Here is an 18,834-nt window from a genome sequence, read left to right on the forward strand (position 1 = left end):
TTCCCCGGTTGTGGCGCCGCGTGGGCCGCGGCGTCCTGGGCGGGACGGGGCGCACCGGTGCCCGGGCCCCCGACCGCCACGAGAAAACCTATTCTGCTCCCCACCCGGTCACAGCGGGCGGGGCCACCACAGAATTCCTGCGGCTCTACAGAATGCCCGCGGCGACGTCCTCGGCGATCTGGACCAGCGTACGGGCAGCGGCGCCGGTGCCGCCCTTCGGGGTGTAACCGTACGGCTCCCCCTTGTTGAAGGACGGGCCCGCGATGTCGAGGTGCGCCCACTTCACGCCGTCCGGGACGAACTCCTTCAGGAACGTCCCGGCGACGAGCATGCCGCCCCAGCGCTCGCCGCTGATGTTGGCGATGTCGGCGACCGCCGAGTCGAGGCCCTTGCGCAGCTCCGCCGGGAGGGGCATGCCCCAGGACGGCTCGCCGGCGCGGTCGGCCGCCGCGACCACCTTCTCGCGGACGTCGTCGTCGTTGGCCATGACGCCGGTCGTCCGGGTGCCGAGCGCGACGAGCTGCGCGCCGGTCAGGGTGGCGACGTCCACGATCAGGTCGGGGGAGTCCTCGCCCGCGCGGACGAGGGCGTCGGCCATGACGAGCCGGCCCTCGGCGTCGGTGTTGAGGACCTCGACGGTCTTGCCGCCGTAGATGCGCAGCACGTCGGACGGGCGCTGCGCGGTGCCGCTCGGCATGTTCTCGGCGATGGCGAGGTAGCCGACGACGTCGACCTTGGGGCCGAGCTCGGCGATGGCGGCGAGCGCGCCGAGCACGGCGGCCGCGCCGCCCATGTCGGACTTCATCCAGTCCATCGCGTCGGTCGGCTTGAGGGACAGGCCGCCGGAGTCGAAGGTGATGCCCTTGCCGACCAGCACGAGGGTCCTGGACGCCTCGGGGTGGGTGTAGGCGAGGCGGACGAGCCGCGGCGGGTTGACCGAGCCCTGCCCGACCCCGGCGATGCCGCCGTAGCCGCCCTCCACGAGGGCCTTCTCGTCCAGCACCTCGATGGCGAGGCCCGCGTCGGCGGCGACGCGCTCGGCCTCCCCGGCGAGGTCTTCGGGGGACAGGTGGGACGGCGGGGTGTTGACCAGGTCGCGGACGAGCTTGACGGAGGCGGCGAGGGTCCGGGCCCGTTCGACGGCCGCCTCCTCGGACGCGGGCGCGATCAGGCGGATCTCCTCGACCGGGCTCTTGTGGCCGTCTCCGGTGCGGTAGGCGTCGAAGGAGTAGGCGCCGAGCAGCGCGCCCAGCGCGACGGCCTCCACGCCCTCGGCGCCGTCGGCGGGCAGCGCGACGGCGACCCGGGGGGTGCCGGCGAGGGCGCGGACGGCGGCGCCGGCGGCGCGGCGGGCGTCCTCGGCGGACGGGTCGTCGCCCAGCCCGGCGGCCACGATGACCTTGGCGGTGACGGTGCCGAGCGACGGCAGCCTGGTGACCTCGCCGGCCTTGCCGGTTGCGCCGAGCGCCGCCAGCGCGCCGGCGAGCCCGCCGTTCATCGCGCGGTCGATCGCGTCGGCTCCGGCGGCCGGGGCGGCACCCGCATCTCCCGGGACGACCCCGATCACGATCGCGTCGGTGTCCAGGCCGGCCAGGTCTGCGCTGTCAAGGCTGATGCTCGTCACGTAGCCCGATGTTAGTCCTCCCGGTGACCGGTTTCGTCCTTTTGGATCAAGCATTGCCCGGCCCGGGGACCCGCCTGGCCGGGGGTGCCGGACGCGCCGGCCGGCCCGCGGAGGTGGCGGAACGCCGCCGTGCCGATGCCGCGGCGCAGGTGGAGGAGGGTGCGCCGGATGTCGCGGGTGGCGCATCCGGACCGCTATTCACCTATTCCGATTGATTTAGTAGTTTACCCCCGTGACCAGCAGAGACGGTGCCGCACCGGCCACGCTCGCGGAGGCACGGCGGCTGCGCGCCGACCGCGCCCGGCAGATCGCGGACGTACTGCGCCGGCAGGTGCTGTACGGGGACTTCCGCAGCGGCGCGCTGCCCTCCGAGGCCGACCTCGTCCGGGAGTTCGGCGCGTCCCGCAACGCCGTCCGGGAGGCGCTCGACCTGCTGCGCGCCGAGGGCCTGATCGAACGGTGCCCGGGCGTCGGGACGCTCGCCGTCGCCGAGAAGTACCCGCACGGGCTGGAGCGCCTGCTCGGACTGGCGGAGACGATGCGCGAACACGGCGAGGTCGAGAACGAGGTCCGCACGACCGGGCTGATCAGCCCGTCCCGCGAGGTCTCGTCCCGGCTGCGGCGGCCCCCGGGCGAGCCCGTGGTCTACATCGAGCGGATCCGGCGGCTGAACGGCCTGCCGCTCTCCCTCGACCTCACCTACGTCGCCCGCGACCTCGGGGAGCCGCTGCTCGCCGAGGACCTCGCGCGCAACGACATCTTCGTCCTGCTCGAACGGATCGCCGGGCAGCCGCTCGGGACGGCCGAGGTCACCCTCGAAGCGGTCAACGCCGACGCGCACTCGGCCGCCACCCTCGACGCCCCGCGCGGCACCGCCCTGCTGATGCTGGAGCGCCTCACCCATCTCGCCGACGGGCGCCCGGTCGACCTGGAGTTCGTCCGGTTCCGCGGTGACCGCATCGCGATGAGCGGCACGCTGCGCCGCTTCCACCCCTGACAGGAGAACCCATGTCACTAGTGCAGAACCGCGCCGACGTGCCCGTGACGGTGGACGAGGCCCTCTGCATCGACGGCTGCACGCTGTGCATCGACGTCTGCCCGCTGGACGCGCTCGCCGTCCACCCCGAGACCGGCAAGGCGTACATGCACGTCGACGAGTGCTGGTACTGCGGCCCCTGCGCGGACCGCTGTCCCACCGGCGCCGTGACCGTGAACATGCCGTATCTCCTGCGATGAAGGACGTCCGATGAGAAGAACGATGGCAGCCGCACTGGTACCGCTGCTCGCCGGCTGCACCGTGGCGGGCAACGCCTCCAGCGGCGGCGGCTCCGGCCAGATCGTCGTGGGCTACCAGTCGAAGACGATCAACACCGTGACCGCCGGGACCCTGCTGCGCTCGCTCGGCTACTTCGAGAAGCGCCTCAAGCGGCTCGACGGGAAGTACTCCGTCGTCTGGCGCGACTACGACACGGGCGCGCCGATCACCGCGCAGATGCTCGCCGGGAAGATCGACATCGGTTCGATGGGCGACTATCCGCTGCTGATCAACGGGTCCCGGTCGCAGGCGCAGGGCGGGGACGCGCAGACGGAGTGGGTCTCGGTGACCGGCTACAACCTGCGCGGCTCGCTGAACAGCGTGGTCGTCGCACCGGACTCGAAGGCCAAGACGCTCCGTGACCTGAAGGGCCGGACGGTCTCCACGAGCGTCGGGTCGGCAGGGCACGGGACGTTCGTCCAGGCGGCGCGCAAGTACGGGCTCGACCCGGCCAAGGACGTCAAGGTCGAGAACCAGCAGCCGACCGTCGGAGCGGCCGCGCTCCAGTCGGGGAGCGCGGCGGCGTTCGCGCAGTTCGTCGCCTGGCCGGGACTGCTGGTGAACAAGGGCCAGGCCAGGTTGCTCTACGACGGCGGTGACCTGAACGTGCCGACGTTCCACGGCGTGGTGGTCCGCAAGCAGTTCGCCGAGGAGAAGTCCGAGATCCTCCAGGCGTTCCTTCAGGCGCAGATCGACGCGACGAACTACCTGCACGAACACCCGCTGGAGGCCGCCGAGTCGGTCGCGTCCACCACGGGCCTGCCCGTCGAGACCGTGTACCTCTACAACGGCGCGGGCGGCGTGGCCACGTTCGACCCGACCATCAAGAAGGGGCTGCGGGACGCGTTCGTCCAGGACGTCCCCTTCCTGAAGTCGATCGGTGTCATCCAGACGCCGCTGAAGGTGGACGCGTTCGTCAATGACGCCTACATCAGGAAGGCCGTCGGTTCCTCCTACGACCGGCAGGCCGCGTCCACGGCGAACCCCGCCGCCATCACCGGGACGGACCAGGTCTGCAAGAAGAAGGTGGACGATCCCGAGACCGCCGGGGAGGTGTGGGTGGAGGGCGAGTCCAAGACGCGTCCCGTCGCCGACCCCGTCTGCCTGCTGAAGAACGTCCGGTCGCTCCAAGGCGAGGGCAAGCGGATCAGGGCCGTCTACATTCCCGACACGTCGGCGGGGACGCGATGGTTCGCCGACAAGGAGATCTGGGTCGAGGACCCGTCCGCGAAGGCCGCGCAGCGGTTCAAGCCGTTCGCGACCCAGGAGGGCGCCGGCAAGTACGTCACCGCCCACTCCGGCGCGAAGGTCGTCCCGTACGCCGAGGCGGTGCGCCGCGCATGAACGGGTTGCTTCGCTGGCCGGTGCGGCTGGCGTCCCTGGTGGCCGCGCTGGCCGTCTGGCAACTGGTGACCGCGGCGAACCTGCGCCTGTGGGTGCGGTTCGACAGGTTTCCAGGCCCGCTCGACGTGGTGCACGAGTTCGGCCGCCAGATCGAGCACGGCCAGTTCTGGCAGGACGTCGCGCAGAGCCTCGTGCGGATTCTCACCGGGTTCGTCCTGGCCGCCGTGCTCGGCGTCGCGCTCGGCGTGGCCACCGCCCGGTCGCGGTGGGCGGGCGACCTGCTCCAGCCGCTGTTCGAGGTGGCCCGGCCGATCCCGGCGATCGCGCTGGTCCCGGTCGCGATCCTGCTCTTCCCGGCGAACGAGCAGGGCATCGTGTTCATCACGTTCGCGGCGGCGTTCTTCCCGGTCCTGGTCAGCACGCGGCACGCGGTGAAGGCGCTGCCGGTCGTCTGGGAGGACGCCGTGCGCACGCTCGGCGCGGGCCGGTGGCGGGTGCTGGCCCAGGTCGTCCTGCCGGGGGTGCTGCCTGGGGTGTTCGGCGGCCTGTCCATCGGGATGGGCGTGGCGTGGATCTGCGTGATCTCCGCCGAGATGATCTCCGGCGACTTCGGCGTCGGCTACCGGACCTGGCAGGCGTACACGATCGTCGACTATCCGGGCGTGCTGGTCGGGATGGCCGCCATCGGGCTGCTCGGCTGGCTCACCTCCGCGTCGGTGGAGCTGGCCGGCCGCCGCCTCACGCGCTGGCTGCCGAGGGAGGAGAGGGCATGAGCGGGTTGGCGCTGCGCGCCGACGATGTGACGCTCGGGTACGGCGGGCGAGCCGTCGTGGAGGGGCTCGACCTGGACGTGGCGGCGGGGGAGATCCTCGTCGTCCTCGGGCCGTCCGGTTGCGGGAAGTCCACGCTGCTGCGCGCGTTCGCAGGGCTGCTCCCCGCCCTGTCCGGACGCGTTCTCGCGGACGGGGAGCCGGTCACCGGGACGTCCGCCGACCGGGCGCTCATGTTCCAGGACGACGCGCTCCTGCCGTGGCGCACCGCCCGGCGCAACGTCGAGCTGGCTCTCGCGTTGCGCGGCGTCCCACGTGCCGAACGCCGTGCGGCCGCGCTGCGCTGGCTCGACCGGGTGGGGTTGGGCGACGCCGCCCGGCGCCTGCCGCGCGAACTGTCCGGCGGGATGCGGCAGCGCGTCCAGCTCGCCCGGACGCTCGCCGCCGGGCCCCGCGCCGTCCTCATGGACGAGCCGTTCGGCGCCCTGGACGCGCAGACACGCGCTTCCATGCAGCGGCTCCTCCTGGACGTGCTCGCCGACGCGCCCGCGACCGTCGTGTTCGTCACGCACGACGTGGACGAGGCGCTGCTGCTCGGCCACCGCGTCGTCGTCCTCGGCCCTGCGGGGGTCGCCGCCGAGTTCCCCCTTCCCACGTCCCGCGACGAGGTGCTCGCGGCGCTGGGCGCCCGTACGAAGGAGGTCGTCTGATGGAGGTCCCTTCCGTCACCGCACGCCGCGAGCTCGGCTGTGACGTGCTGGTCATCGGCGGCGGCACCGCCGGGACGATGGCCGCCATCACCGCCGCGGAGCACGGGTCCTCGGTGCTGCTCCTGGAGAAGGCGCACGTCCGGCACTCGGGGGCGCTGGCCATGGGCATGGACGGCGTGAACAACGCGGTCATCCCCGGCAAGGCCACGCCCGAGGACTACGTCGCCGAGATCACCCGGGCCAACGACGGCATCGTGAACCAGCGGACCGTCCACCAGACGGCCACGCGCGGCTTCGCCATGGTGAAGCGTCTCGAACGCTACGGCGTGAAGTTCGAGAAGGACGAGCACGGCGAGTACGCGGTACGGAGGGTGCACCGTTCGGGCTCCTACGTCCTCCCCATGCCGGAGGGCAAGGACGTCAAGAAGGTTCTCTACCGCGTGCTGAGGCAGCGTTCCATCAGAGAGAAGGTGCAGATAGAAAACCGCGTCATGCCTGTGCGGGTCCTCACCTCCGGCGGACGCGCCGTAGGGGCGGTGGGGTTCGACACCCGCAGCGGGGAGTTCGTGACCGTCTCGGCCGGTGCGGTGATCCTGGCGACCGGTGCCTGCGGCCGTCTGGGCCTGCCCGCGTCCGGCTACCTGTACGGGACGTACGAGAACCCCACCAACGCGGGCGACGGCTACGCCATGGCCTACCGCGCGGGGGCCGAGCTCAGCGGCATCGAGTGCTTCCAGATCAACCCGCTCATCAAGGACTACAACGGCCCCGCCTGCGCCTACGTCGCCAATCCCTTCGGCGGCTACCAGGTGAACGCCGAGGGGACGCGGTTCGTCGACTGCGACTACTGGTCGGGCCAGATGATGGCGGAGGTGAAGCGGGAGATCGACTCCGCGCGCGGCCCGATCTACCTCAAGCTCACCCACCTGCCGGACGAGACCCTGACGGCGCTCGAAGGCATCCTGCACACGACCGAGCGCCCCACCCGGGGCACCTTCCACGCGGGACGCGGCCACGACTACCGCACCCATGACGTCGAGATGCACATCTCCGAGATCGGGCTGTGCGGCGGGCACTCCGCGTCCGGCGTGTGGGTGGACGAGAACGCCCGCACGACCGTCCCCGGCCTGTACGCGGCGGGCGACCTGGCCTGCGTCCCGCACAACTACATGATCGGCGCCTTCGTCTTCGGGGACCTGGCCGGCGCCCACGCCTCCGCCCATCCCGGTGCGCCGGCCGCGCTGCCCGAGGACCAGATCGCCGCGGCGCACGAGCTGGTCTACCGGCCGCTCCGCCACCCGGACGGCCCGCCCCAGCCGCAGGTCGAGTACAAGCTCCGCCGTTTCGTCAACGACTACGTCGCGCCGCCCAAGACGCGGTCCAGGCTGGACATCGCGGTCGAGACGTTCACCCGCATGGAGACCGAGATCGCGGCGATGGGGGCGCGGACGCCGCACGAGCTGATGCGCTGCGCCGAGGTCACCTTCATCCGCGACTGCGCCGAGATGGCCGCGCGGTCGTCCCTGACCCGCACCGAGAGCCGGTGGGGCCTCTACCACGACCGCGCCGACCTCCCCGAACGCGACGACGCGTCCTGGATGTACCACCTCAACCTGCGGCGGCGCGGCGACGGGGCGATGGAGTTCGTCAAACGGCCGGTCCAGCCGTACCTGGTGCCGGTCGAGGAGTTCGCCGTCCCGGAGCCGGGCGAGCCGGTCGTGCTGACCCCGGCGGGCGGCGCGGCACCGGCCGCCGCGCCCGCCCGTCCCGCGGCGGCCGCGCGTCCCGCCATGGCGATCGGGCGCTCGCCGAGGCTCCTCGAACTCCAGGAGCTCGCCGAGACCGGGCCGCCCGTCGGCGCGATCACCCCCTACCTCGCGGACCCGGACCCGAAGGTGCGGCGCGCGGCGGTCGCGACGCTCACCGAGGTCGCGCCCGACGGCGTCGCCGGCGCCCTGGCCACCGCGCTCGCGGACGCGCACGGCTCCGTCCGGCACGCCGCGGCGACGGCGCTCCGGGAACTGGTCGAGGTCCTCCCGGCGACCGGCGGTGTGCGGGACGACCTCGTGCCCGCCCTCGGCAGCGACGACGCCCTCGTGCGGGCCGCCGTCCTGGACGTCCTGCGCGCCCTCCGGCTCGGCTCGCGGTCCGTCTTCGCCGGCGCGCTGGGCGACGCCGACCAGCGGGTGCGGCTCCAGGCCGTCCGGGGGCTGGTGGCCCACGACGCGGCGGAGGAGATCGCGCGCGCCGCCGGCGACGCGTCCCGCGAGGTGCGGGTGGCGGTGGCGCACGGCCTCGGCACGGTCGGCGACCCGGCGGTGTCCGGGGCGCTGGCCGGCCTCATCGGGGACGGGGACGACCTGGTCAGGGCGGCCGCCCTCGAAGCCCTGGCCGGCATCGGGTGCCCGCCCCCGCTCGACGACGCCGCCGCAGGCGCCCTGCACGACCCGGCCTGGCAGGTCCGGACGGGGGCCGCGCGGGGTCTCGCCGCCGCGTCCCCGGACACCGCGTCCGGGCCGCTCGTCAAGGCCCTGGACGATCCGCACCTGGACGTCCGCAAGGCCGCGGTGATCTCGCTGGCCGCCTTCCGGGACGTCCCCGAGGCGGCGGACGCCCTGAGCCGGGCGCGCAGCGACCCGGACGCCGACGTGCGCGCCCACGCCCGCCGCGCCCTCAGCGCAACGCCGTGAGGGCGATCAGGGCGGCCGTCGTGGCGATCTCGACCAGAGCGCCGAACACGTCGCCGGTCACCCCGCCCAGGCGGCGGACGGCGTGCCGCAGCAGCAGGAGGGCGGCGGCCGGACCGGCGATCACCGCCGCCGCGCCGTGCAGGGCGCCGCCGAGACCGCCCGCGGCCGCTCCCGCCGCCGCCGCGGCGGCCAGGACGACGGCCGTGACGATCAGCGCCGCGCGTACCGGGACGGTACCCGCCACCAGCGCTCCGAGGCCGCCTGGACGCGCGGACGGCACGCCGGTGCGGCACGCCCAGGGCAGAGCCAGGCGGCCGGAGACCGAGGCGATCAGCACGGCGACGGCCGGCTGCGGGGCCGAGGCCAGGGCGGTGACCTGGACGAGCAGGGTCAGCAGCAGGGTGACGACGCCGAACGGGCCGATGTCGGACCGCTTCATGATCGCCAGCGCCTCGTCCGCCGGGCGCCCGCTGCCCAGGCCGTCCGCGAGGTCGGCGAGGCCGTCCAGGTGCAGGGCCCGCGTGACCGCCGCCGTCGCGGCCACCGCGAGCGCCGCGGCGAGCGGCCCGGACAGGCCGAGCGGATCGCCCGCCAGCAGGACCAGGGCCGCGGCGCCGCCCGTGATCAGGCCGGCGGACGGGGCGAGCAGCATGGCCGAGCGCGCGGTGCCCCGGTCGACCCGGTCCGTGCCCAGCGGGACGACGGTGAGCAGCGTGACCGCCAGCCGCAGACCGGCGATCACGGGAGTTCCATGACGCGTCCGGCCACGACCAGCGCCGCCTCCTCGGACTCGGCCGCCAGCCGCTGGTTGACCTGGCCGAGCATGTCGCGGAACGCCCGCCCGGACGCCGTCGTCGGCACCAGCGACAGCCCGACCTCGTCGCTCACCGCCACCACCCGCGCCCGTGTGCCGCGCCAGGCGGCCACCAGGTCGTCCAGGAGCGGTCCCGCCCGCAGCGGCTCTTCCCAGGCATCGGCTTCGTCCATGGCGGCCATGAGCCAGGTGCCGATGCCGTCCACCAGAACGGGGCCGGTCGCGGATCCGAGCACGCCTGCGAGGTCGGTCGTCTCGACGGTCCGCCACCACGCCGGACGGCGAAGCCGGTGCGCGGCGACGCGCTCCGTCCACTCCGGGTCGTCTTCCCGGACCGGGCCCGTCGCCACGTAGAGGACGTCCGAGCATGCCGCCAGACGCAGTTCGGCCTCGGCCGACTTGCCCGAACGGCTTCCGCCGAGGAGCAACGTCCGGAACGGGCCGTCCTGGGGACGGTCCCAGAAGGCCAGGCGCCGCTCCAACTCGGACGGCGAAGACAGGCGATGGTCGACATGCACGGCGAAGACCTCCGTGTCCGGTGTCACCGCCCCGATGTGGCGCAGGTATCCCAGATGTTCCGGGGAGCCCGCCAGGTCGAGGAGGACGGCTTCGTACTCCACGCCGGCCGGCGGCTCCGGCCTGGCGCCCCGGCCCGACGCCACCAGCGCACGTCCTCCGCCGCCCACGCGCACCTCGAATCCGCCGGGCACATCCGTGCGCGGCAGATCCGCGAGCGGCACACCGTCGACCACGACGCCGAACGGCTCGTACCGCTCGCCCGAGGCGCGCAGCCGGTTGCACGACGCGCAGCGGCAACCCGGCGCCGGCCAGCCCTGTGCGGCGGCGATGCCGCGAACCTCCATGTTCATCTTGGGCGGCACTCTACGGCTACGCTCACCTGGAAGGATCACGACGTACCCGTCAGGAGGAGTCCCGGTGGGCAACCCCCCGCACGCACCATGGCCCCAGCAGCCGGGCCAAGGAGGGCAGCAGCCGCCCTACGGACCGCCGCCCGTCCCACCGGGCGGACCCGGGCCCGGAACGCCCGGAGGCCCCGGCTGGCAGCCCGGCCCGCCGCTCCCCGGCGGGCCCGGGATGCCGCCGCCCGGACGCAAGGGCGGCGGCGGCCTGCTGATCGCGTTGCTCGGCGGCGGCCTCGTGCTGGTGCTCATCGTGGCCGCGGTCATCGTGCTGGTCGTTCAGAGCGGCGACGACGAGGGCGGCGGCGAGGCCCAGCTGAAGGTCGGCAAGATCGCCGGTGGCGCGGAGGCCACGCCGCTCGAGGACGGAAGCCTCGCCATGGCACGGCCGGGCGTCACCACGCCCGTCGTCGACATCTACGAGGACTTCGCCTGCCCGCCCTGCGGCCGGTTCGACACCAGGCACGACCCCATGCTGAAGCAGCTGGCGGTCGAGGGGCGCGCCAAGGTCGTGTTCCACCCGATGCTGATCTTCGGTGAGAGCAACCAGCCGGCGCACGACAACTCGCTGCGCGCCGCGGCCGCCCTGCGCTGCGTCGGCGACGGCGCGCACTGGCTCTCCTACCAGGACGCCCTCTACGCCCATCAGCCCGCGAGCGAGGGCTCCACGGGCTACACCACGAGCCAGCTGGTCTCCTTGGCGGAACCCCTGGGGCTGACCAGCGACGACTTCAAGTCCTGCGTGGAGAGCCAGCGCTACGCCGAGAGCGTGAAGACCGTGAGCCAGGGCTACATATCGTCCGGGGTCCAGGGCACGCCCAGCGTGCGGGTCAACGGGCGCGCGCTCAGCACGTCCGACACCGAGACCGCCGACGCGCTGCGCCGTGCCATCGAAGCCGCCTCTTGACCCGGCCGAGCCGCTAGTCTCACCGCGACGAGGGAGGTCGAGCGGATGGCGTGGAGCTGGCGTTTGGAGAAGGCCGACGGGAGCATGGTCGGCATGTCGGAGGAGACCTTCTCCACCCAGGCGGACGCGGAGAGCTGGCTGGGGGAGAACTGGCGCGGCCTGCGCGCCGACGAGGTCGACAAGGTGACGCTGCTGGACGGCGAGAGCGTCGTGTACGGGATGAGCCTGCACGACCCGGAGTGATTCGCCCGCCCGAACGAACGGAAGGGCCGCGGGGCTTCGTGCCCCGCGGCCCTTTCGCCGGGATCAGGAGTCAGGGCCGCCGGCGCGGGCTCGCGGTCTTGGCCGGGTCGCGGATGACGACCTCGCCGAGGATGTCGTCGATCCGCTTCAGCACGTCGGCGTCCAGCTTCACCCCGGCCGCCTTCACGTTGTCGGTGACCTGCTCGGGACGGGAGGCGCCCACGATCGCCGCCGACACGTTCGGGTTCTGCAGCGTCCACGCGATCGCGAGCTGCGCCATCGACAGCCCGAGATCGTCCGCGATCGGCCGCAGGTTCTGCACGCGGGTCAGCAGGTCGTCGTTCAGGTAGCGCTTGATCATGTCGGCGCCGCCCTTGTCGTCGGTGGCGCGCGAACCCTCGGGCAACGGCCGGCCCGGCTTGTACTTGCCGGTCAGGACGCCCTGCGCGATCGGGGACCAGACGATCTGCCCGACGCCCTCACGCTCGCACAGCGGCACGACCTCCTCCTCGATGACCCGCCACAGCATCGAGTACTGCGGCTGGCTGGAGACGATCCGGTCGAAGCCCATCTCGTCGGCGATCTTGAGAGCGCGCTCGATCTCCTCGGCCCGCCACTCCGAGACGCCCACGTACAGGACCTTGCCCTGCCGGACGAGGTCGTCGAACGCCCGCATGGTCTCTTCCAGCGGCGTCTCGTAGTCGAACCGGTGGGCCTGGTAGAGGTCCACGTAGTCGGTGCCGAGGCGGCGCAGGGAGCCGTGGATCGACTGGAAGATGTGCTTGCGGGAAAGACCCCGGTCGTTCACGCCGGGGCCGGTGGGCCAGTAGACCTTGGTGAAGATCTCCAGCCCTTCGCGGCGCTGCCCCTCCAGCGCGCGCCCGAGGACCTCCTCGGCGCGCGTGCCGGCATAGACGTCCGCGGTGTCAAAGGTGGTGATCCCCTCGTCGAGGGCGGCCCGCACGCACGCGCGCGCCGCGTCCTCCTCGACCTGGGAGCCGTGGGTGAGCCAGTTGCCGTACGCGATCTCGCTGATCTTCAGGCCGCTCCGGCCCAGGTTTCGGAACTCCATGGCACCGACCCTAGCCCGCGCCTGATCGGACGCGGCACGGCCGGCGTCACCGCCCCCGGGTCAGACCTTCTCCTTCTCGCCCACCCGCACCTGCGGGTTCGGGATCCGCAGCCGGCGGATCTGCATCGCGCGCATCGCCGCGTACATCCCGACGCCCTTGGAGTCTTCGCCGGGATAGCGCTCCTCCGCCAGCCGCCTGATGCCGCGGCTGAGCAGGAACCCCTCCGCGAACACCACGACGAGCAGCAGCGGCGGCGCGAACAGCACCAGCAGCCGCGCGGCCGGAATCGGCAGCATGCTCAGCAGCACGATCGCGAACATCGCGTACATCAGATAGGAGCCGACCGTGCGGCGGGCGTCCACATAATTGCGGGCGAGCCTGCGGACGGGGCCCTTGTCCCGTTTGAGCAGGTGTTTCTCGTCGCCCTTCGCCATTCCCTCGCGCGCCTTGCCGCGCTCGGTGGCCTGCCGCTCCCGCACCTTCTTGTACGCCTCCTTGCGGGAGGCGGGTGCGGTGATCGGCTGGCGGCGAAGCTTCTCGGCGTCCCGCCGCTTCGGGGTGGGACGGCCCTTGCCTCCGGGCTTTACTACCTGAGGAGGATCCGCCGGAGCCTCCGGGGTACGACGCTTGAACACGGGATCAGCCTACCGGCTGCGAACATCGTGGCTGCCTCGCGCGTTAACGCGTAGGGTGATAAGAACCCCAGCAGTGGTCATTGAGCCCAGTTCACAACTGAGGCGACAGCACGAAGGGACCGGCGCCGCGCGATGAGCGTGATGAAGCGAATGTCGATGATCTTCAAGTCCAAGGCGAACAAGGCTCTGGACCGGATGGAAGATCCTCGGGAGACCCTCGATTACTCCTACCAGCGTCAGCTGGAGATGCTGCAGAAGGTCCGTCGGGGGGTCGCCGACGTCGCCACCTCGCGCAAGCGTCTCGAGCTCCAGATCAACCAGCTCGAACAGCAGCAGAACAAGCTGACCGACCAGGGCAAGAAGGCGTTGCAGGTGGGTCGCGAGGACCTGGCCCGCGAGGCGCTGACCCGCCGGTCCGGGCTGGAGAGCCAGCTCAACGACCTGCGCGGGCAGTACCAGCAGCTGCAGGGCGAGGAGGAGAAGCTCACGCTCGCCTCCCAGCGGCTGCAGGCCAAGGTCGACTCCTTCCGCACCCGCAAGGAGACGATCAAGGCGACCTACACCGCCGCCGAGGCGCAGACGAAGATCAACGAGGCTTTCTCCGGCATCTCCGAGGAGATGGGCGACGTCGGTCTCGCGATCCAGCGCGCCGAGGAGAAGACCGACACGATGAAGGCCCGCGCCGGCGCGATCGACGAGCTGCTGGCCTCCGGCGCCCTGGAGGACTTCTCCGGTCCCAAGGACGACATCCAGGCCGAGCTCGACCGGATGGGGTCCGGTCCCGGCGTCGACATGGAGCTGGAGCGCCTCAAGGCCGAACTCGGCCAGGGCCCCGCCCCGAAGGAGCTGAACCAGGGCACGCCGACCGCGCAGCCGCAGCAGCAGGACACCCCGCAGCAGGCCCCGTGGCCGCAGAACCCCGGGGGTGCCCAGTGATCGTCCGCCTGATGGGCGAGGGCCAGCTGGACGTGGCCGACGACGACCTGTCCTCCCTCAACACCCTCGACGCCGAACTGGAGTCGGCGATCGAGTCGGGCGACGAGACGGCCTTCCGCGCGGCCCTGCACGCGCTGCTGGACAACGTCCGCAAGGTGGGCAAGCCGCTTCCGGCCGACAGCCTGGAGCCGTCCGAGCTCATCCTGCCGCCGGCCGACGCGCACATCGACGAGGTGCGCTCGATGCTCGGCGACGAGGGGCTGATCCCGGACTGACCGGCCGGGATCGGACGGGGGTGTTATGGACATCCAGGCACAAAACCCGGGTCTCGTGCGTTTCCACAATTGAATCTGGAATGACTGGGGGTGGCCGCATGGCCAGGACGCGCTACGCCTCCGACCGGGGGCTCACATCGCGGATGCTCGTGACGATGTTCCTGCTGGGGCTGGTCTACGTCGTCTTCGTGGGGGCCTTCTTCGTCTTCGTGCCCCAGTGGGCCGGCGTCGCGCTGGCCATCGCCGTGGTGTTCCTCCTCGCCCAGTACTTCTTCTCCGACCGGATGACGCTGTTCGCCATGCACGGCCGCGTCGTCTCCCCGGAGGAGGCGCCTGAGCTGCACGGCGTCATCGACCGCATCTGCGCGATGTCGGACGCCCCGAAGCCGCGGGTCGCGATCGCCGACACCGACGTGCCGAACGCGTTCGCCACCGGCCGGAACCAGAAGAAGGCCGTGGTCTGCGTGACGACCGGGCTGCTGCGCCGGCTCGACCCGGTCGAACTGGAGGGCGTGCTCGCGCACGAGATGGCGCACGTCGCGCACAAGGACGTCGCGGTCATGACGATCGCCTCGTTCCTCGGCATCTGCGCGGGCCTGATCACCCGGTTCGGCCTCCAGTGGGGGCTGTGGGGCGGGTTCGGGCGCCGCAGCAACGACCAGAACACGGGGCTGATCCTGCTCGCCGTCGTGGCGGCGAGCGCGCTCGCCTACGCGGTCAGCTTCCTGCTCACCCGGGCGCTGTCGCGCTACCGCGAGCTGTCGGCCGACCGGGCCGCCGCGCTGCTCACCGGCCGCCCGTCCGCCCTCGCCAGCGCGCTGACGAAGGTCACCGGCGAGATCGCGCGGATCCCGACGAACGACCTGCGGTCCGCCCAGGCGTTCAACGCGTTCTTCTTCACCCCGGCGTTCGGCAAGGGCTTCAGCGTCTCGTCGCTGTTCTCCACCCACCCGACCCTCGACAGGCGCCTCGCCCAGCTCTCGAAGATCTCCGAACAGCTCAGCAGGGGAGTCTGATCCGTGGGTTTCCTGGACACCCTCCTCGGCCGCTCCAAGCCGGCCAGGCCCGACCTCGACCAGATCTTCGGGCTGTCGACGGCCGCCGTCACGCTGGAGGCGGCGACCGGCTTCACCCCGACCGGGCTCGGCTCGGTGTGCTTCCGCGCGGCCGAGGGCGGGGCGTTCGCGCGGCTGCAGGCCGACGTCCGGGAGCTGCTCGACGCCGACGCCGGCCCCAAGGTCGAGATCAGCACCGACACCTACGGCTACACCTGGCTGCTCGCCAAGCATCCGCCGCAGGAGATGCCGGAGCTCGTCACCGACCTGCACGCGGTGAACGCGACGCTGGAGGCGGGCGGGTTCGGCCCGCACCTGCTGTGCTCGCTGGCGGGCTTCCAGGGGCCGGACGGGCGCCGGCTCGCGCTCGTCTACCTGTACAAGCGCGGCACGTTCTACCCGTTCGCGCCGCTCCCCGGAGACAAACGCGACAACGCGCTGGAGCTCCAGGTGCGCGGCGCGATCGGCGCCGACCTCCCGTTCGAGGAGGACCTCGGCCGGTGGTTCCCCGTCTGGGGCGCCCCCGGCCTCTGAGGCCCGCTCCTCCGCGGCACGGGCCGCGGTTACGGGAGGGCGAGCATCTGGTCGAGGGCCACGCGGGCGTAGTGAGCGGTCTCCTCGTCCACCTCGATGACGTTCTCCACGGTGCCGGCAGCCAGCGACTCCAGCGACAGCACCAGGTGCGGCAGGTCGATCCGGTTCATCGTCGAGCAGTAGCAGACGGTCTTGTCGAGGAACATGACGTTCTTGTCCGGGTGGGCGTTCGCCAGCCGCCGGACGAGGTTCAGTTCGGTCCCGACCGCCCAGGACGTACCCGGCGCCGCCGCCTCGATGGCCTTGATGATGTACTCGGTCGAGCCGATCTGGTCGGCGGCCGTGACGACCTCGTGCCGGCACTCGGGGTGCACCAGGACGTTCACGCCGGGAACGCGGGCCCGGACGTCGTCCACCGACTCCTTGCTGAAGCGGCCGTGCACCGAGCAGTGGCCGCGCCAGAGGATCATCTTGGCGTCCCGCAACTGCCGCGGGGTGAGGCCGCCTTCGCGGCGATGCGGGCTGTAGACGACGCAGTCGTCCAGTGAGAGGCCCATCTCCAGGACGGCGGTGTTGCGGCCGAGGTGCTGGTCGGGCAGGAACAGGACCTTCTTGCCCTTGCCGTAGGCCCAGTCGAGCGCGCGCCTGGCGTTGGACGAGGTGCAGACCACGCCGCCGTGCCGCCCGACGAACCCCTTGATGTCGGCCGAGGAGTTCATGTAGGTGACGGGGACGACGTCATCGGCGATGCCTGCGTCCTCAAGGACGTCCCAGCACTCCTCGACCTGGTCGAAGGTCGCCATGTCGGCCATCGAGCAGCCGGCGCCGAGGTCGGGCAGGATCACCCGCTGGTGCGCGGCGGTCAGGATGTCGGCCGACTCCGCCATGAAGTGGACGCCGCAGAACACGATGTAGGGCGCCTCCGGGCGGGCGGCCGCCTGCTGGGCCAGCTTGAACGAGTCGCCGGTGACGTCCGCGAACCGGATGACCTCGTCCCGCTGGTAGTGGTGGCCGAGGACGAACACCTGGTCGCCGAGGGACTCCTTGGCGGCCTGGGCGCGCTCGACCAGCGCCGGGTCGGAGGCCGGCGGCAGTTCGCCGGGGCAGTCCACGCCGCGTTCGCTCGCGGGGTCGGCGCCGCTGCCGAGCAGCAGCAGCGGAAGGTCGCTTACCGGGGTGGTCACGGCGGTCTCTCCCTCCACGACGGGGCTTATCGTCGCTTTGACGACTAATGATGGCACATCCCGGGCGGGATTGGTGATGTGACGTAGACCGCACCGTCCCCTGGCGTTAAACATGGCCGATACGCGGAATGGCCTTGTGGCGAGGTACGTTGTCTCTTTGGAGACGTCCGCCAGGACATGCACAGTCCGCCGCACCGCGGCGCAGCGAGACCCGGGAGCTGAACACATGACGGTTTCAGGCGAGACCACGCAGGAGACCACGCAGCAGGGCGTCATCCTCACCGACGCCGCCGCCGAGAAGGCCAAGGGCCTGCTCGAGCAGGAGGGCCGCGACGACCTTGCGCTGCGTGTCGCCGTGCAGCCGGGCGGCTGCTCCGGCCTGATCTACCAGCTCTTCTTCGACGAGCGGGAGATGGACGGCGACCAGATCCAGGACTTCGGCGGCCTGTCGGTCCGCGTCGACCGGATGAGCGCGCCCTACCTCACCGGCGCCACCATCGACTTCGTCGACTCGATCGAGAAGCAGGGCTTCACGATCGACAACCCGAACGCGTCGGGCTCGTGCGCCTGCGGCGACTCCTTCAACTGAGCGGCCGAGCGCGAGACTCGCGAGGGGCGGGCCGGGCCAGGGTGCCCGGGCCGCCCCTTTTCGCTACCCCGGCCGCCGCGCGGCCGCGATCTATGGTGCGATGGGAAGTACCCTGTCCGGGTTCGAACAGCCGGTGAAACAGCCGGACGACCACGACGAGGAGAGCGACGCCGTGCGCATCGCCGTGACCGGTTCCATTGCGACCGACCATCTGATGACCTTCCCCGGAAGGTTCACCGACCAGCTCCTGCCCGACCAGCTGCACCGGGTGTCCCTATCCTTCCTGGTGGACGAGCTGGAGATCCGCCGCGGCGGCATCGCCGCCAACATCTGCTTCGGCATGGGCAGCCTCGGCAAGGAGTCCATCCTCGTCGGCTCCGTCGGCGACGACTTCGCCGACTACCGCTCCTGGCTCGAACGGCACGCGGTCGACACCGCGTCCGTGCACGTGTCCGAGATCCACCACACGGCGCGGTTCCTGTGCACCACCGACCAGGACCAGAACCAGATCGCCACGTTCTACGCCGGCGCCATGAGCGAGGCCCGCTCCATCGAGCTCCAGCCGGTCGCCGACCGGGTCGGCGGCCTCGACCTCGTCGTCATCAGCCCGAACGACCCCGAGGCGATGCTGCGGCACACCGACGAGTGCCGCTCCCGCGGCATCCCGTTCGCCGCCGACCCGTCCCAGCAGCTCGCCCGGATGGAGGGCGCCGACGTCCGCCGCCTCATCGACGGCGCCGCCTACCTGTTCAGCAACGAGTACGAGAAGGCCCTCGCCGAGGAGAAGACCGGCTGGTCGGGCGAGGAGATCCTGTCCCGCGTCGGCGTCCGCGTCACCACCCTCGGCGCGAAGGGCGTGGTGATCGACCGCGCGGGCGAGGAGGGCGTGCACGTCCCCTGCGTCCCGGTAGAGACGGTCGTCGACCCGACGGGCGTCGGCGACGCCTTCCGGGCCGGCTTCCTGTCGGCCACCGCCTGGAACCTGCCGCTCGAACGCGCCGCCCAGGTCGGCAACGCCATCGCCGCCCACGCCCTCGAAGCCGCCGGGCCCCAGGAGTACACGCTGGGCCGCCAGGCGTTCCTCGACCGGTTCACGGGCGTCTACGGCGCGGACGCCGCCGCGGAGATCGCCGCCCTGGTGTCCTGCCCGACGCCGTAGCGGACGGTACGCAGCGGGGCCGCGCCGGCACGGCGCGGCCCCGCGCGCGTTCTCACC

At 72.1% G+C, this 18,834-nt stretch carries 20 protein-coding genes; 14 read left to right on the top strand and 6 right to left on the bottom strand.

Annotated features, from left to right (window positions below):
* Positions 1–145: 145 nt before the first annotated feature.
* The gene (locus ACQPZP_RS15250) at positions 146–1,678 is read right to left on the bottom strand and encodes a leucyl aminopeptidase (protein ID WP_433478269.1); all 1,533 of its coding nucleotides are present in this window, start codon (positions 1,676–1,678) and stop codon (positions 146–148) included.
* 178 nt (positions 1,679–1,856) lie between these two features.
* Between ACQPZP_RS15250 and ACQPZP_RS15255 the strand changes: the two genes are divergently transcribed.
* The 6 genes from ACQPZP_RS15255 to ACQPZP_RS15280 are packed head-to-tail and all read left to right on the top strand — an operon-like array spanning position 1,857 to position 8,453.
* Entirely contained in the window at positions 1,857–2,621 is a 765-nt protein-coding gene (locus tag ACQPZP_RS15255) for a GntR family transcriptional regulator (protein ID WP_433478270.1), read from the top strand.
* An 11-nt stretch (positions 2,622–2,632) separates the two neighbouring features.
* Entirely contained in the window at positions 2,633–2,860 is a 228-nt protein-coding gene (locus ACQPZP_RS15260) for a 4Fe-4S dicluster domain-containing protein (protein ID WP_433468415.1), read from the top strand.
* A gap of 22 nt (positions 2,861–2,882) precedes the next feature.
* Positions 2,883–4,283, top strand: coding sequence for an ABC transporter substrate-binding protein (locus ACQPZP_RS15265; protein ID WP_433478271.1), 1,401 nt, complete (start codon positions 2,883–2,885; stop codon positions 4,281–4,283).
* Entirely contained in the window at positions 4,280–5,056 is a 777-nt protein-coding gene (locus tag ACQPZP_RS15270; protein ID WP_433478272.1) for an ABC transporter permease, read from the top strand. The genes ACQPZP_RS15265 and ACQPZP_RS15270 overlap by 4 nt, the downstream gene beginning before the upstream one ends.
* Positions 5,053–5,763: an ABC transporter ATP-binding protein gene (locus ACQPZP_RS15275; RefSeq protein WP_433478273.1), complete on the top strand. Its 711-nt coding sequence runs from the start codon at positions 5,053–5,055 to the stop codon at positions 5,761–5,763. Before ACQPZP_RS15270 ends, ACQPZP_RS15275 begins: the two co-directional genes overlap by 4 nt.
* Positions 5,763–8,453, top strand: coding sequence for a fumarate reductase/succinate dehydrogenase flavoprotein subunit (locus tag ACQPZP_RS15280; protein WP_433478274.1), 2,691 nt, complete (start codon positions 5,763–5,765; stop codon positions 8,451–8,453). The genes ACQPZP_RS15275 and ACQPZP_RS15280 overlap by 1 nt, the downstream gene beginning before the upstream one ends.
* Here ACQPZP_RS15280 and ACQPZP_RS15285 read toward each other — a convergent pair.
* Positions 8,437–9,195 (bottom strand): adenosylcobinamide-GDP ribazoletransferase, encoded by a 759-nt coding sequence (locus tag ACQPZP_RS15285; RefSeq protein WP_433478275.1) that lies wholly within the window; start codon positions 9,193–9,195, stop codon positions 8,437–8,439. The genes ACQPZP_RS15280 and ACQPZP_RS15285 overlap by 17 nt on opposite strands.
* Entirely contained in the window at positions 9,192–10,136 is a 945-nt protein-coding gene (locus ACQPZP_RS15290) for a bifunctional adenosylcobinamide kinase/adenosylcobinamide-phosphate guanylyltransferase (RefSeq protein ID WP_433478276.1), read from the bottom strand. The genes ACQPZP_RS15285 and ACQPZP_RS15290 overlap by 4 nt, the downstream gene beginning before the upstream one ends.
* 67 nt (positions 10,137–10,203) lie before the next feature.
* Here ACQPZP_RS15290 and ACQPZP_RS15295 point away from each other — a divergent pair, with 67 nt between their 5' ends.
* Together ACQPZP_RS15295 and ACQPZP_RS15300 are read left to right on the top strand one after the other, a co-directional pair.
* Entirely contained in the window at positions 10,204–11,094 is an 891-nt protein-coding gene (locus ACQPZP_RS15295; protein ID WP_433478277.1) for a DsbA family protein, read from the top strand.
* Between the two features lie 45 nt (positions 11,095–11,139).
* Positions 11,140–11,337: a hypothetical protein gene (locus ACQPZP_RS15300; RefSeq protein ID WP_433468423.1), complete on the top strand. Its 198-nt coding sequence runs from the start codon at positions 11,140–11,142 to the stop codon at positions 11,335–11,337.
* Between the two features lie 70 nt (positions 11,338–11,407).
* Here ACQPZP_RS15300 and ACQPZP_RS15305 read toward each other — a convergent pair whose 3' ends face one another.
* Both ACQPZP_RS15305 and ACQPZP_RS15310 read right to left on the bottom strand, forming a co-directional pair.
* Positions 11,408–12,409, bottom strand: coding sequence for an aldo/keto reductase family protein (locus ACQPZP_RS15305; RefSeq protein WP_433478278.1), 1,002 nt, complete (start codon positions 12,407–12,409; stop codon positions 11,408–11,410).
* Between the two features lie 60 nt (positions 12,410–12,469).
* Entirely contained in the window at positions 12,470–13,045 is a 576-nt protein-coding gene (locus ACQPZP_RS15310; RefSeq protein WP_433478279.1) for a DUF3043 domain-containing protein, read from the bottom strand.
* Positions 13,046–13,177: 132 nt separating this feature from the next.
* On the opposite strand from ACQPZP_RS15310, the gene ACQPZP_RS15315 reads away from it, so the two are divergent.
* The 4 genes from ACQPZP_RS15315 (at position 13,178) to pspAB (ending at position 15,845) form a co-directional block, all read left to right on the top strand.
* Positions 13,178–13,981, top strand: coding sequence for a PspA/IM30 family protein (locus tag ACQPZP_RS15315; protein ID WP_433478280.1), 804 nt, complete (start codon positions 13,178–13,180; stop codon positions 13,979–13,981).
* Positions 13,978–14,256: a PspA-associated protein PspAA gene (pspAA, locus tag ACQPZP_RS15320; RefSeq protein ID WP_433468427.1), complete on the top strand. Its 279-nt coding sequence runs from the start codon at positions 13,978–13,980 to the stop codon at positions 14,254–14,256. Before ACQPZP_RS15315 ends, pspAA begins: the two co-directional genes overlap by 4 nt.
* 98 nt (positions 14,257–14,354) lie before the next feature.
* A complete protein-coding gene (gene htpX / locus ACQPZP_RS15325) occupies positions 14,355–15,272 on the top strand; it encodes a zinc metalloprotease HtpX (protein WP_433468428.1) in 918 nt (305 codons plus the stop codon).
* Between the two features lie 3 nt (positions 15,273–15,275).
* Positions 15,276–15,845, top strand: a complete 570-nt coding sequence (gene pspAB / locus ACQPZP_RS15330) for a PspA-associated protein PspAB (protein ID WP_433478281.1) — start codon at positions 15,276–15,278, stop codon at positions 15,843–15,845.
* Positions 15,846–15,874: 29 nt separating this feature from the next.
* On the opposite strand, the gene nadA is transcribed toward pspAB, so the two are convergent.
* Positions 15,875–17,029 carry a quinolinate synthase NadA gene (gene nadA / locus ACQPZP_RS15335; protein ID WP_433478282.1) on the bottom strand — a complete coding sequence of 385 codons (1,155 nt, stop codon included), beginning with the start codon at positions 17,027–17,029 and terminating at the stop codon, positions 15,875–15,877.
* 226 nt (positions 17,030–17,255) lie between these two features.
* Between nadA and ACQPZP_RS15340 the strand changes: the two genes are divergently transcribed.
* Together ACQPZP_RS15340 and ACQPZP_RS15345 are read left to right on the top strand one after the other, a co-directional pair.
* On the top strand, positions 17,256–17,618 hold the full coding sequence (locus ACQPZP_RS15340; RefSeq protein WP_141577183.1) for a HesB/IscA family protein: 363 nt from the start codon (positions 17,256–17,258) through the stop codon (positions 17,616–17,618).
* 172 nt (positions 17,619–17,790) lie between these two features.
* Positions 17,791–18,777 (top strand): carbohydrate kinase family protein, encoded by a 987-nt coding sequence (locus ACQPZP_RS15345; RefSeq protein WP_433479613.1) that lies wholly within the window; start codon positions 17,791–17,793, stop codon positions 18,775–18,777.
* Positions 18,778–18,834: the final 57 nt, after the last annotated feature.

Source organism: Spirillospora sp. CA-142024 (assembly GCF_050942325.1).
Taxonomy (GTDB): domain Bacteria; phylum Actinomycetota; class Actinomycetes; order Streptosporangiales; family Streptosporangiaceae; genus Spirillospora.

Coding starts and splice junctions, on each gene's coding strand:
- ACQPZP_RS15250 (WP_433478269.1), bottom strand. CDS start 1,678: ATGCTTGATCCAAAAGGACGAAACCGGTCACCGGGAGGACTAACATCG.
- ACQPZP_RS15260 (WP_433468415.1), top strand. CDS start 2,633: ATGTCACTAGTGCAGAACCGCGCCGACGTGCCCGTGACGGTGGACGAG.
- ACQPZP_RS15265 (WP_433478271.1), top strand. CDS start 2,883: ATGGCAGCCGCACTGGTACCGCTGCTCGCCGGCTGCACCGTGGCGGGC.
- ACQPZP_RS15270 (WP_433478272.1), top strand. CDS start 4,280: ATGAACGGGTTGCTTCGCTGGCCGGTGCGGCTGGCGTCCCTGGTGGCC.
- ACQPZP_RS15275 (WP_433478273.1), top strand. CDS start 5,053: ATGAGCGGGTTGGCGCTGCGCGCCGACGATGTGACGCTCGGGTACGGC.
- ACQPZP_RS15280 (WP_433478274.1), top strand. CDS start 5,763: ATGGAGGTCCCTTCCGTCACCGCACGCCGCGAGCTCGGCTGTGACGTG.
- ACQPZP_RS15290 (WP_433478276.1), bottom strand. CDS start 10,136: ATGAACATGGAGGTTCGCGGCATCGCCGCCGCACAGGGCTGGCCGGCG.
- ACQPZP_RS15300 (WP_433468423.1), top strand. CDS start 11,140: ATGGCGTGGAGCTGGCGTTTGGAGAAGGCCGACGGGAGCATGGTCGGC.
- ACQPZP_RS15305 (WP_433478278.1), bottom strand. CDS start 12,409: ATGGAGTTCCGAAACCTGGGCCGGAGCGGCCTGAAGATCAGCGAGATC.
- ACQPZP_RS15315 (WP_433478280.1), top strand. CDS start 13,178: ATGAGCGTGATGAAGCGAATGTCGATGATCTTCAAGTCCAAGGCGAAC.
- htpX (WP_433468428.1), top strand. CDS start 14,355: ATGGCCAGGACGCGCTACGCCTCCGACCGGGGGCTCACATCGCGGATG.
- ACQPZP_RS15340 (WP_141577183.1), top strand. CDS start 17,256: ATGACGGTTTCAGGCGAGACCACGCAGGAGACCACGCAGCAGGGCGTC.